The sequence below is a fragment of the Gemella parahaemolysans genome, from assembly GCF_053758945.1.
The window spans coordinates 1-14,293 of the sequence record NZ_JBSMTP010000006.1; the positions used below are offsets into that span (position 1 = coordinate 1).

At 29.6% G+C, this 14,293-nt stretch carries 13 protein-coding genes; all 13 read left to right on the forward strand.

Annotated elements, in window-relative coordinates; all coding sequences use genetic code 11:
• On the forward strand, positions 1-1,556 hold a 1,556-nt coding region (locus tag ACWOBP_RS04970), incomplete at its 5' end, for a MucBP domain-containing protein (protein ID WP_455337735.1).
• 765 nt (positions 1,557-2,321) lie between these two features.
• Entirely contained in the window at positions 2,322-2,822 is a 501-nt protein-coding gene (locus ACWOBP_RS04975) for a DUF4064 domain-containing protein (RefSeq protein ID WP_455337736.1), read from the forward strand.
• A gap of 400 nt (positions 2,823-3,222) precedes the next feature.
• A complete protein-coding gene (locus ACWOBP_RS04980) occupies positions 3,223-4,098 on the forward strand; it encodes a diacylglycerol/lipid kinase family protein (RefSeq protein WP_455337737.1) in 876 nt (291 codons plus the stop codon).
• Positions 4,079-5,548, forward strand: coding sequence for an LCP family glycopolymer transferase CpsA (cpsA, locus tag ACWOBP_RS04985; RefSeq protein WP_455337738.1), 1,470 nt, complete (start codon positions 4,079-4,081; stop codon positions 5,546-5,548). Before ACWOBP_RS04980 ends, cpsA begins: the two co-directional genes overlap by 20 nt.
• Positions 5,549-5,566: 18 nt before the next feature.
• The gene (locus ACWOBP_RS04990) at positions 5,567-6,292 is read left to right on the forward strand and encodes a CpsB/CapC family capsule biosynthesis tyrosine phosphatase (RefSeq protein ID WP_455337739.1); all 726 of its coding nucleotides are present in this window, start codon (positions 5,567-5,569) and stop codon (positions 6,290-6,292) included.
• A gap of 19 nt (positions 6,293-6,311) precedes the next feature.
• On the forward strand, positions 6,312-7,010 hold the full coding sequence (locus ACWOBP_RS04995; protein ID WP_455337740.1) for a YveK family protein: 699 nt from the start codon (positions 6,312-6,314) through the stop codon (positions 7,008-7,010).
• 11 nt (positions 7,011-7,021) lie between these two features.
• Positions 7,022-7,726, forward strand: a complete 705-nt coding sequence (locus tag ACWOBP_RS05000) for a polysaccharide biosynthesis tyrosine autokinase (RefSeq protein WP_455337741.1) — start codon at positions 7,022-7,024, stop codon at positions 7,724-7,726.
• Between the two features lie 24 nt (positions 7,727-7,750).
• Positions 7,751-9,115, forward strand: coding sequence for a sugar transferase (locus ACWOBP_RS05005; protein ID WP_455337742.1), 1,365 nt, complete (start codon positions 7,751-7,753; stop codon positions 9,113-9,115).
• 317 nt (positions 9,116-9,432) lie between these two features.
• Positions 9,433-10,602 carry a beta 1-4 rhamnosyltransferase Cps2T gene (gene cps2T / locus ACWOBP_RS05010; RefSeq protein ID WP_455337743.1) on the forward strand — a complete coding sequence of 390 codons (1,170 nt, stop codon included), beginning with the start codon at positions 9,433-9,435 and terminating at the stop codon, positions 10,600-10,602.
• Positions 10,599-11,474, forward strand: a complete 876-nt coding sequence (locus ACWOBP_RS05015; RefSeq protein ID WP_455337744.1) for a LicD family protein — start codon at positions 10,599-10,601, stop codon at positions 11,472-11,474. Before cps2T ends, ACWOBP_RS05015 begins: the two co-directional genes overlap by 4 nt.
• 10 nt (positions 11,475-11,484) lie before the next feature.
• Positions 11,485-12,204 carry an IspD/TarI family cytidylyltransferase gene (locus tag ACWOBP_RS05020; protein WP_455337745.1) on the forward strand — a complete coding sequence of 240 codons (720 nt, stop codon included), beginning with the start codon at positions 11,485-11,487 and terminating at the stop codon, positions 12,202-12,204.
• Between the two features lie 2 nt (positions 12,205-12,206).
• Positions 12,207-13,265: an NAD-dependent epimerase/dehydratase family protein gene (locus ACWOBP_RS05025; protein ID WP_455337746.1), complete on the forward strand. Its 1,059-nt coding sequence runs from the start codon at positions 12,207-12,209 to the stop codon at positions 13,263-13,265.
• Positions 13,255-14,244 (forward strand): glycosyltransferase family 2 protein, encoded by a 990-nt coding sequence (locus ACWOBP_RS05030; protein WP_455337747.1) that lies wholly within the window; start codon positions 13,255-13,257, stop codon positions 14,242-14,244. The genes ACWOBP_RS05025 and ACWOBP_RS05030 overlap by 11 nt, the downstream gene beginning before the upstream one ends.
• Positions 14,245-14,293 lie beyond the last annotated feature (49 nt).

The window sequence follows — 14,293 nt, forward strand, 5'->3', positions numbered from 1 at the left end:
AAAGTAAGAAACTACCAAATGGAGACACAGAACATGTCTACGAAAAAGTAAATACATTCTTCAAAGATAAAGAAGGAAATGAGATTCCGAAATATCCAAGTGAGCCAGGAACAGTAGATAAGAAAGACATCCCAGAGTACAGATTCGTAGAAAGTAAGAAACTACCAAATGGAGACACAGAACATGTCTACGAAAAAGTAAATACATTCTTCAAAGATAAAGAAGGAAATGAGATTCCGAAATATCCAAGTGAGCCAGGAACAGTAGATAAGAAAGATATTCCAGAATACAGATTCGTAGGAACTAAGAAACTGCCAAATGGAGATACAGAACACATCTACGAAAAAGTAAATACATTCTTCAAAGATAAAGAAGGAAATGAGATTCCGAAATATCCAAGTGAACCAGGAACAGTAGATAAGAAAGACATTCCAGAATACAGATTCGTAGAAAGTAAAAAACTACCAAATGGAGATACAGAACACATCTACGAAAAAGTAAATACATTCTTCAAAGATAAAGAAGGAAATGAGATTCCGAAATATCCAAGTGAACCAGGAACAGTAGATAAGAAAGACATCCCAGAATACAGATTCGTAGAAAGTAAGAAACTACCAAATGGAGACACAGAACATATCTACGAAAAAGTAAATACATTCTTCAAAGATAAAGAAGGAAATGAGATTCCGAAATATCCAAGTGAGCCAGGAACAGTAGATAAGAAAGACATCCCAGAATACAGATTCGTAGAAACTAAGAAACTGCCAAATGGAGATACAGAACACATCTACGAAAAAGTAAATACATTCTTCAAAGATAAAGAAGGAAATGAGATTCCGAAATATCCAAGTGAACCAGGAACAGTAGATAAGAAAGACATTCCAGAATACAGATTCGTAGAAAGTAAAAAACTACCAAATGGAGATACAGAACACATCTACGAAAAAGTAAATACATTCTTCAAAGATAAAGAAGGAAACGAGATTCCAAAATATCCAAGTGAGCCAGGAACAGTAGATAAGAAAGACATTCCAGAATACAGATTCGTAGAAACTAAGAAACTACCAAATGGAGATACAGAACACATCTACGAAAAAGTTAAAACTTCATTCAAAGATAAAGAAGGAAATGAGATTCCGAAATATCCAAGTGAACCAGGAACAGTAGATAAGAAAGACATCCCAGAATACAGATTTGTAGAAAGTAAGAAACTACCAAATGGAGATACAGAACACATCTATGAAAAAGTAACGACACCTACTCCGGTAGTAGAAAAAACAACTTCATGGATAGATGAAAATGGAAATCCATTAAAATCAACTGAAAAAGGAATTAAAGATCCAGGTTCTATTCCAGGATATGAACTTGTGAAGACGACAGTAGATAGCGATGGAAACAAGGTGCATATCTTTAAGAAATTAACTACTTTAGTTCCTGAAGTGAAAGAAAAACGTTTAGCGAATACAGGAACAACAGAAACTAACAGTAGCTTAGTGGGACTAGGTTTAGCGATTTTAGGATTGGCTACAGCTAGAAAACGTCGTAGAGATAAATAAGAAGATAAAACAATAAAATATAAGAGTATATGCTTTAAAAATATCTTCTAAATATAAAAAATAGTAATAGCTCCCAGAATTCAGATGAATTTTGGGGGCTATTGTTAAATTAACTTTAAAAATACATTATAAAAGTGATAAATTTATAAAAGTAGTTTATGTTTTATAAGAATGATAAAGGGGAATAATAGATGAAAATCTAAATATAAAAAAAATAGTTATTATTTTATTACATGCTATAGAGAAATAAGATATATCTATATATGGATTGTATTCTTACTTATGTTTTATATGTTTAACTGAATAAGAAATTTACATGTGCAAATGAAAAATATATATAAGAAAAATATTTTTTATAAAAGTCTTCGAATAATTTTATTTAGTTTTTATATTATAAGTTAAAAGATACCTGATATCATAGATTAAAGGTTAATGTTTTCACATGAAACAATTTATAATTTTGAGAAAGATTCGAAAATAATAAGTGGTTTTAAAAAAAGGTAGAGCAGTTTTTTAGAAATTAATGAAACTATGGCGTACTAGAAAAATGAGAGGTATTGAAGATGAGGGATGTGTGGTTTTTAATACTTTCCAATAAATTCTTATATAATATACTGAAAAGAAGGAACAGGTACTGATTGATAATTTGAATTAGAGTTGCCATTCTGAGAACTCAACTATTTTTAAATATAATGTAAATTATTATCAGCCAAAGTATATTTTATGTTATAATTCAAGTAATATATGAATTTAAGGAGAAAACATATGAAACCATTTACTAGAAAAATAGAAAAAATATTAGCTTGGATAGCGAATGTTATTATGATACTTATGACAGTTTTACTGTCTTTAGGCGCATTTTCTAGCCAATTAGAAGCCGCGCTTAAACAGCCGCAATTAGAGCCTGTACTATATAATTTGTTACAAGATCCAGGGATTTCATCGTTATTGGCATCTTCAGGTATGAATATTGTAACTTTACTTGTAGTAATTGTAAAAATTTATGCTGTGGTTGCAATAATTGCAATCGTAATTGCGTTAATAGCTTCATTTACTATGAGAGCAAGAATTATTTCAGGAATTTTATTCCTGATTTCAGCGATAGTAGTTGGTATAATGACAGTTGGACTATTAATTCCTGTGTACTTATTATACTTTGTAGTTGCGATAATGTTATTTGTAAGAAAACCACCTAAAAATAATGTAGATGCAGACTTTACGCAAACATCTGAACAACAAGGAATTGACAGATTAGAATATTTATAGGATTAAACTATCGACTTATTGTGGTAGATATTTGAGAAAGTTTAAAGCTATTTTATTGATTTATAGACTATTGAAGATGTTTTTTAAGCTATCTTCTGAATTAAAGTTAAATTTATCAATAGAATAGTTTTTTTATTTTTAAAGTGAAAGAAATATAATAATCTGTTGAAAATTTTTGATGAATCTGAGGTAATTTTAAATAGAATTGAATAGAGATGATTAAAAATATAAAATTAAAATAATTTTTTATTTTTGAGAATAAGAATGGAGATATAAAATACTCAATAAGAATGAATTATCTCTATTTTATATAGTATATTTAAATTAATTAAATCTTTGATAAATATAGCTTTTTATAGTATAATTACTAAGATAAAGTATTTTTGTATAGGTTCGTAATATGATTGAAATAATTGTTAATTCTAGAAGTAAAAAAAGTCTTATTGAACTTGAAAGAATAGAAAATGAACTAAAGTTAATGATGCTATCCTACAAGGTGTTAAAAACATCTAAAAAGAAAAATGCCAATGACTTGATGAATGAAGTAACTGGGGATGACTTAATAGTTATCGGTGGGGATGGAACAATTAATGAAGTGATAAACAACTATCATGGAAAAGAATTTATTTATCTTGCTTATGGTTCGGGTAATGATCTTGCTAGGTCTATAAAGTTTAATAGAAATATTGAAATAAGTAAGTTATTAGACTCAAATAAATATATTGAATACGATGTTGGGGTTGTTAACGATAGGAAATTCTGTTCAGGGTTCGACATCGGTTTTAATGCAGATATAATAAAAAGAGCTAATGGTTCCAGGCTAAAGAAATACCTAGGAAAGTATATTTATTTTCTTGAGGGAGTTATAGGTATTATAAGACTTAAGAAATATAAAGCAAAAATATTATGGGATGCTGGGGGAATTGATACTGACAAGTTGTATCTACTTAATGTAATGATTCAGCCTTATGAAGGTGGAGGGATAAAGTTTGCCCCAAATGCAACAGGTCAAGATAATATTCTTCATGTTATGATAATGGAGAATATGACTGTTATAACATTCATATATAATTATCTATGTTTACTTCTGAAAAGACATGATAAACTTAAGAATATTAAACATATAAGAACTCATAGATTAATAATAAAAACAAATCAGAAATACTTTCAAATTGATGGAGAATTAGTAAATAATACAGAACAACTAGAATTGAGTTGTATTAGTAAATTTTATAAATTGAAGAGGTTAGAAATTAATGAGAAAAAATTCAAATAGTCGTAATAATAACCATGTTATGAATATAGAGTTTTTTGAAATCATCAATGGAATATTGACTATTTTGTTGGTTATACTCGGAAGCTTAGTGATCTGGACGATGTTGAAATATGATTTTTTAAACTTTAGAGGTATTAACTATGGAGTAATCGTAGTAATAATTTTGGCAATAGTACTTTCAGTATTCTTGGTAATTAAGAAAAAGGCGAAAATATTTAATACAATAATGTTGATTATTATTAATATTATCTTAGTATTTTCTTACATGCAGTTTAGAACAGCAATCGGCTTATTCGATAACTTAAACAGTAATGCAACAGTTAGTGAATACACTATGAGTGTTGTTGTTATGAAAAATGATACAGTAGAAAAACTTTCAGATTTAAATAGTGCATCGGTAGCCGCCCCAGTATCTACAGATGGGGAAAATATTAATAAGTTGATGAAAGAAATTCGTGACAAAGAAAAACAAAGTTTAAATCTTACAGAATCTAAAAATTATATTTCAGCTTATGAAGAACTAACTACAGGAACTAGTAGGGCAATGATACTTAATAGTTCATTTGAAGATCTTATTACTAGTCAACATGCAGATTTTAAAGAAAAAACGAAAAAAATATATGAGTATAAAATAACAAAAACGGTCAGTACAAAGGCAAAACAAAATGTTGGTGATACATTTAATGTCTATATAAGTGGTATCGATACATTTGGACCAGTATCAAGCGTAAGTCGAGCAGATGTTAATATTATTATGACAGTTAATAAGAAAACTGGAAGAATTTTACTAACTACTACACCGCGTGATTCTTATGTAAAAATTGCCGATGGTGGAAACAACCAATATGATAAACTTACACATGCAGGACTTTATGGGGTAGATTCTTCGATTCATACTCTAGAAAATCTATATGGTATTAAAATAGACTATTATGCAAGGCTTAATTTTACATCTTTTTTAAAACTAATTGATATTGTAGGTGGGGTAGATGTATATAATGATCAGACGTTTACATCACTTTACGGTAAATATAGCTTCACACCAGGGTTGGTTCATTTGAATGCTGACAAAGCTTTAGGATTTGTTCGTGAAAGATATAGTTTAACAGGCGGTGATAATGATCGAGGTAAAAATCAGGAAAAAGTTATAACAGCGATAATTAAAAAACTGACTTCAAAAGAAGGTTTATCAAATTACCAAAGTATTATAAAAGAACTGAGTCAATCAATTCAAACAAATATGCCGATTGAAACAGCGCTGGGTCTTGCGAATGAACAACTAAGTGCAGGTAAAGATTATAATGTAGCTTCTCAAGCCTTAACTGGAACAGGAAGCATGGAATTACCTTCATACGCAATGCCTGGAGCTAGATTATATATGACACAGATTAATGAACAAAGTTTACAAGAAGTTACAGAAAATATTAAGGAAGTATTGGAAGGTAAGTAGATGAGAGAAGGAGTTAGGATGATAGATATACATTCCCATGTAGTATTCGGAGTAGATGATGGTGCAAAAACTGAAAAAGACACTCGTGATTTGCTGGAAGAGAGTTATAGACAAGGTGTTAGAACAATTATCGCTACACCTCATAGAAGACGTGGAATGTTTGAGACAGATATAGAGATAATAAAATCGAATTTCAAGCGGGTAGAAGATATTGCTGCTGAAGTAGCTCAAGATTTAAGAGTTTACTTAGGAAGTGAAGTTTATTATAAAGAAGGTGAAATCGCTAAGATTGAAAGTGGAGAGTACCCAAGATTAGCAGAAACAGACTATGTGCTTGTAGAATTTCCTTATGAAATGCGCTATAAAGAAATTCACAGAGCGTTGAATAAAGTTATATTACTTGGATTAACGCCAGTAGTAGCACATGTTGAGAGATATAACGATGTAGATGAAAAAGGTGTTCAGGAACTAATAAACATGGGCGCATACATCCAAGTTAATGCTGCAAGTGTTCTAAAACCAAAATTATTTGGTGATAAACATAAGCACTATAAAAAACGTGCTAAAAAATACTTAGAAGCGGAGTTAGTTCACTTTATCGCAAGTGACATGCATAATATGAATTCTCGAAGGACACATATGAGAGAGGCATATGATATTATCGAGGAAAAATATGGGCCTACAATAGCCTATGAACTATTTGAAAAAAATCAAGAAAAACTATTAATGAATAAAATAATTTAATTGAGAGGAAAAGTATAAAATGGATAATCAAGAAAAAGATTTAATACAGTTAGACATTATGCTACTGATAAAAAGTATTTGGGAGAAGAAAATATTAATTTTGCTAGTGACATTTCTATTTGCTGCAGTATCACTTGCTTATAGTATTTTCTTGGTAACACCACAATACTCATCTACTACAAAAGTATATGTAGTTAATCAAAAGAAAGATGATAAAGCAATCACTACACAGGATGTTCAATTAGGATCACTATTAGTAAAAGACTATAAAGAGATTATTCTTTCGAATAAAGTTATGGAAGATTCAGCTGAAAAAAGTGGATTAGGATTAACAGCAAAACAATTGGCAGGGAAAGTTAGTGTAGATGCACCAAAAGATACACGTATTATCTCTATCACTGTTCGAGATAAAGACCCACAAGTAGCGAGTGAACTAGCTAATACTGTAAAAGAAGTATCAGCGGATCAAATTAAAGAAGTAACAAAAATAGATGATGTGACGACACTTGAAGAGGCAAAAGCAGCAACGTCTCCAAGTTCACCGAATATTCCTAAAAATGGAATTTTAGCAACAGTACTAGGTTTTATTATAGCTGTAGCTGGAGTAGTATTATTCGAATTATTAGATGATAGAATTAAAAGAGCAGAAGATATTGAAGATGGTATGGGGCTAGTACTCTTAGGAGTAGTTCCAGATACAAAAATAGGAAAGAGATAGGATAAGAAAACATGGCACAAATTAATTTACTAACAAATAAAAACATAGTAGATCCTAAAAACGAAGAGTATTACAATGCCTTACGTACTAATATCCAGTTTTTAGGAAAAGATAAAAAGGTAATTGCAATTACATCAACTTCTGAAAACGAAGGAAAAAGTACAATATCAACGAACTTGGCTATTTCATTAGCGAGATTGGGACTGAAGACTATTTTAGTAGACGCGGATACGCGTAAGTCTGTTATGGCGGGACGTTTCAAATTTAAAAGTAAAATAAGTGGATTAACTAATTACCTATCTGGAGTATCTCCAATTGAGGATATTATTTATGAGACAGATATCCAACATTTAAATGTTATACCAGCTGGTCAAGTACCACCAAATCCAACGGGATTGTTACAAAATAAAAATTTCAATATCATGATTGAGGTATTTAGAGAGTATTATGACTATGTGATTATTGATACACCACCTGTTGGACAGGTTATTGATGCAGCTATAGTAGCTCCTAAGACAGATGGAGTAGTAATGGTGGTTGAAGCTAATCGTGTTAAGAAAAAAGTTCTAGAGAAAGCCAAAGAACAACTGGAAAAAGGTGGAGCAGAATTTCTAGGTGCAATCTTAAACAAAGTTAACTCAAACGAACTTGGTTATGGTGGTTACTACGGTCATTATGGTAGCTATGGAATAAACAGAGAAAAAGATATGAAGTAAAGCCTAAGTTAAGAGGAGAACAAGATGTATTATATTAGAAGAAATAGTAAGTTTTTGTTCTTAGTGACTGATTTAATAGCTTTATCTTTAGCTTATATTTTTAGCTTTGATTTTCAAGAAAAGTCAAAAGATAATTTATACTTTTTTATTGTTGTGAATATTATAGGTGTCTTAGTGGCACTTATGTCGGAAGAGTACTGGACGATATCGGAACGTGGTTACCTTAAAGAGCTTAAGACTACGTTCTTATATGTACTGAAGATTGTTTCATTATTCACATTGTTTTTAGTAATGTTTAACCGTAAAGATTTCTTTAATATAATAGAAAGTTTGGAATTGATTATTTATCTAGTTTTGGCATTTATTTTCATTTATTGTGTAAGAACTATTTCTAAAAAAATAAATAATCGATATCGAGATGATAGTCGTAATATTATAATTTTGTCAGAGTTTTGTGATTTAGATACTATTGGAGAGCTTCCTAATAATTATAAAGTACTAGCATATGCAAACAAATCAGATGAATACACGTATAATTCTAAACCTGTAGTACATAATATTTCTGAAATTAGAGATTTTTTATCTCATCATAGAGTTGATGAAATATATGCTAATTTATCATCGCAAACAAGCTTAGTAGAAATTTTTAAGATTTTTGAAATACTCGGTATTCCAACAAAAATCAATATTACACCAATTATAAATGAAGTTGGTGCAAATACGGCCGTTACCTTCCAAGGAGATAATATTTACCTAACATCAGCGATAAAAATAGCAACACTGCGCCAGGTAATTTTGAAGAGAGTTATGGATATCATACTTTCAATAGTGGGGCTATTGTTGACTATTGTTGTTGGTTTAATAATACTACCAATAGTGAAAAAACAGGCGCCAGGGCCACTTATTTTCACACAAACAAGGATAGGGCAAAATGGTAAAAAATTCAAAATATACAAATTTAGAAGTATGTATATGGATGCAGAGGAAAGGAAAGCAAAGTTACTTAGCCAAAATGAGCTAGAGACGACTTTAATGTTTAAGATGGAAAATGATCCAAGGGTGTTTCCATTTGGACAAAAACTTCGTGATTGGTCGTTGGACGAGCTTCCACAATTTATTAATGTTCTTAAGGGGGATATGAGTGTTGTGGGAACGAGACCTCCAACAGTTGATGAATATACGCAGTATGATCTTCACCATTTTAAACGTATGCAGGTGAAACCTGGTATTACAGGGATGTGGCAGGTTAACGGAAGAAGTAACATTCTTGATTTTGAAGAAGTAGTTAAATTAGATATGAAATATATCGAAAATTGGTCATTAAGATTGGACATAAAGATTATATTTAAAACTATAATGGTTGTCCTGAAAAGAGAAGGAAGTAAATAATAAAGGGAAAAGTAAACAAATAGGGAGTGGAGTGCTACGTAAAAGTATACTTTATAAAGTATTATGGAGAGTACTTAGATGAAGCGGTTTATTGATTTCAAGATTGTTTGATGAAAGCTCCTTTGCAATCTAATAAACGGTGCGGAGGCGACTCTAGAAAATCGATTTCTATGAAAGTACGATTTTTGAGTCGCTTATGTCACTGCTTCTCACAAAAAAAAGACTGTGTTTCGTCGCCAAACAAAAACACAGACTAATATAAGTGAATAAGGATATATTAACATAAAAATTGATAAAATGGAAGTGAAAAGATCAAAATGCAGCATATTTTTATAGTAGGTTCAAAAGGTATACCAGCCAAATATGGTGGTTTTGAAACATTTGTAGAAAAATTAACAGAAAATCAAAAAGACAAAAATATACAATACCATGTAGCGTGTACAAAAGAAAATAATGATAAATCTGGAATTTTGGAAAGAGAATTTGTACATAATGGAGCGAAGTGTTATACTATAGATTTACCTAATATTGGGCCAGCCAAAGCGATTTATTACGATGTAAAAGCATTGGAATGGGCAATAAAAAAAGCAGAAAAAGAAAAATATGAAAGACCAATATTCTATGTTCTTGCATGTAGAATAGGACCGTTTATAGCTCGATTAAAGAGAAAAATAGACAAGATAGGTGGAGTACTATTAGTTAATCCAGATGGGCATGAATGGTTAAGAGAAAAATGGAGTTTACCAGTTAGAAAATATTGGAAAATATCAGAGAGTCTTATGGTAAAATATGCACATAAACTTGTTTGTGATAGTAAAAATATAGAAAAATATATTAAAGAGGATTATAAAAAGTATAGTCCGAAAACGACTTATATAGCTTATGGGACAGATTTAAATAAAAGTACTCTTACAAATGAAAGTGAAGTAGTGAGAGAGTGGTTTGCCAGTAAAGCTGTTAAAGAAAATGATTACTACTTAGTAGTAGGAAGATTTGTTCCAGAAAATAACTACGAAACAATGATTAGAGAATTTATGAAATCTAGTAGTAAGAAAGATTTTGTATTAATAACAAATGTTGAGCAAAATTCATTTTACGAAAAGTTAAAAGAAACTACAGGATTTGATAAAGATGCACGTATTAAATTTGTTGGAACAGTATATAATCAAGAACTGTTAAAATACATACGAGAAAATGCATTTGCATATTTCCATGGTCATGAAGTTGGTGGAACAAATCCGTCATTATTAGAAGCACTAGGAAGCACTAGATTAAACTTATTATTGGATGTAGGCTTTAATAGGGAAGTAGGGGAAAATGGAGCACTATATTGGGAAAAAGACAATCTTCATATTCTTATTGAAGAAGCTGAAAAGTTAGATGATGAAAAAATAAAAATTCTTGAAGAAAATGCTAAAGAGAGAATTAAGAAACAATTTTCTTGGGAATATATAGTCAATCAGTATGAGAAGGAGTTTAGAGAATGAAATATACTAAAGATGATATAATTGTTTTGAATGATGTTGGAATAAAATTATATCAGAACGAGTTATTGAAAATTCTAAAAGATATAGTATCTTTTTTTGAAAAACATGAAATAGATTATTCATTAAGTGGTGGTAGTATTCTAGGAGCAATTCGACATAAAGGATTTATTCCATGGGATGATGACATAGATATAAATATTCCAAGAAAAGGCTATGATAAATTATTAGAAATTTTCGACACTGAGCTAGGAGAATCGTATTATTTGCAAACTCCAAAATCTGATCCTGAATTAGGTTTATTAGTAACACAAATAAGAAAAAAAGGGACAGTCGCTAGAAGAAAGTATGATTGGAAATCCCCGGAAAAACAATGTGGAATATCAATTGATTTATATATAGTAGAGAATACCTTTGATAATGTAGCGTTAAGATTTATTCAAAAATATTCAAGTTTAATGCTGAATTTTGGAGTTTCTGCTGTTCGAGATTTTAACAATAGAAACTTACCTAAAGAAATACGAGAATTAGAAGAACGGGAAGTAAATTATTCTTCTATAAAATTATTTTTTGGAAGGATTTTAAGAATTATATCTCTAAAAAGATGGTTATTATGGAACGACAAATGTAATTCATGGTGTAAAGATGAGGATAGCAAATTTGTGGCAATACCTACAGGTAGAAAGCATTTTCCAAAAGAAATATATAGACGAGAAGATATGAGTGTCTATAAAAAAGGGATATTTGAAGGACAACAACTAAATATACCTATATTTGCAGAAGATTATTTAAGAATTTTTTATGGTGAGGATTATATGAATATTCCTCCAAGAGGAAAAAGAGAAAAACATCTGTTTTTAGAATTAAAATATTAGGAGAAATTATATGAATATAGCGTTATTAACGGCTTCTGGAATAGGAAGTAGAATAAAGCAAGATATACCAAAGCAGTTTATACATGTAGAAAATAAGCCCATAATTATTCATACTTTAGAAAAGTTTCAAAATCACCCAGGTATAGATGAAATTTGTGTAGTAATATTAAAAGGTTGGGAAGAAATGTTAAGATCTTATGCTAGACAGTTTAATATTACAAAATTAAAGTATATAGTTAATGGTGGTGATACAGGTCAGTTATCAATTTATAATGGATTGACAGAAATAAGAAAACATCATGAGGAAGATGTAACGGTTGTAATACATGATGGAAATAGACCAATGGTTAGTAATGAAATTATTGATGATGCATTTTTAACTTATAAAAAGTACGGTAGTGCTGTCGCTGCGATTCCTTGCGTAGAAGTAACTTTTGTGTTAGATAATAAGGAAGAAAATAAATCTTTAAAATCTGTAAATAGAGACTTATTAAGACGAACACAAACACCACATATTTATGATTTAGAGGATATATTGTCTTTACATAACGAAGCTATGAAAAATGGTATAACAGAAGTAGCAGCTTCATGTGAATTGATGAAAATTTTCGGAAGAGAAACTTATTTTTCATCTGGATCAGAAAAAAATTTAAAAATTACAACGTTAGATGATTTAGAAATATTTAAAGCATTATTAAATGCTAAAAAAGAACATTGGATTAAGGAATAACTATGAATTTATTGAAAGTAGAAAATTATTATAAAAGTGTCAAAGCATCTTTAAATAGCATAGTGAATGTAGAAAAATTAAAAAATTCATCTATCTTAATAACAGGTTCAACAGGATTAATATGTTCATCAATAATAGATGAGCTCTTGGTTTTGAACGAACTATTTGATTATAATATTAGGATATATGCTTGTGCTAGAAGCCAAAACAGTATAAATAAGAGATTTGAGAGATATAAAGATAATAAAAATCTTATTTATATACAATATGATGCTAAAGAGAATATAGATTTTAATGTTAAAGTCGACTATGTTATTCATGGTGCTAGTAATGCTAGTCCAGAACTATATGTGAAAGAACCAGTAGAGACAATGTTGAGTAATATATTTGGAATGAAAAACTTATTAGAATTTTCTAAAAATAATACTGTAAAATCTTTGGTATATATATCATCTAGTGAAGTTTATGGTATAAAAGAAAATGTAAAACCATATGTAGAAGATGAGTATGGATATATTGATATATTAAATGTTAGATCATCGTATTCAAGTTCTAAAAGAGCAACAGAAACACTGTGCATAAGTTATGCTAATGAGTACGACTTAGATGTTAAGATAGTTAGACCAGGACATATATATGGGCCTAGTGCAAAAGAAACTGATAGAAGGATATCTTCAAGTTTTTTAAGAGATGCCTTAAGAGGCGAAAATCTTGTTATGAAGAGTGCTGGAGAACAAATAAGGTCTTATTGTCATAGTTTGGATTGTGCAAGCGCAATTTTAACGGTATTACTAAGTGGAAGATTAGGGGAAGCATACAATATTTCTAATAAAAATTCAATAATAACAATAAAAGAGATGGCAGAAATAATCTCAAGAATAGCAAATGTGGAATTAATTTTACAACTACCTAATGATTTAGAAATAAAACAACAAAATCCAATGAATAATTCAAGTTTAAATAGTTATAAGTTAGAAACATTAGGATGGAAAGGGATTTTTACAGCTGAAGAAGGTTTTAAGGAAACATATAGTGTATTGGAGGATTATTATGGGAAATAGAACTATATTAATTATGATGGCAACATATAATGGAGAAAAATATATTGCTAAACAGTTAGATACAATAATAAATCAGACATACACAAATTGGGAGTTAATTATTAGGGATGACATTTCTACTGATAATACATTAAGTATAATAAAAGATTATGCAAAAAAGGATAATAGAATAAAATACATTCTTAGTAACTCGCAAAAACATGGAGCGTATTATAATTTTTTTGGGCTTATTAATTATGTGAAAAAAATTAAAAAATATGATTTTTACATGTTTGCGGATCAAGATGATGAATGGGATAATATAAAGATTGAGGAATACTTAAAATTTTACGATTCAAAAGTTAATACTGATATTCCAATAGTTATATATGGTAATATGAGGATAATAGATGAAAATGGAGAAGTAGTTTTTCAAAATATGGATGAACTAACTGGAATAGGATATACTAATGTTATAACTTCATTTTTCGCGCATAAAACTTATGGTTGCACAGTTCTCTTTAATTTTGAATTGTTAAAGAGCTTACCTGTAATAGAAAATAATGATTTAGTTTTAGGATATCTTTCACATGATAATTTTGTAACTAAGTGGGCTGGAATCTTTGGAAAGGTTTATTTTCTTCCTTTAATAACGATGGGGTATCGACGTTATAATGAGAATGTTACAAGTAAACATAGTTATGATTATGGATTTAAGAGAATTTTCAGAAGAGTTTCAAAAATTAATGAATTAGCGAAAGATCATGCTTTAACTTATAGTCAATCATTAGCAACAATTAAAATTATGAGAAAAGAAAATCTAAGTATTGAACAGGTAAAAGTCCTAGAAAATATTGAAAGAGTATTTTTAAAGGGAGGTTTTTATGGTTTGAAAAATGTAAATAGATTTGAAGTGGATTGGGGAAATAAAGTTAAGAATATAAGTAGAAAATTGATTTTAACATCAGGTATATATATAAAATATTTAGTAAAGATATAGAATAAAAGTAGAATTGTATTAAAAATCTAGAAAAATAGATTGGAGATAA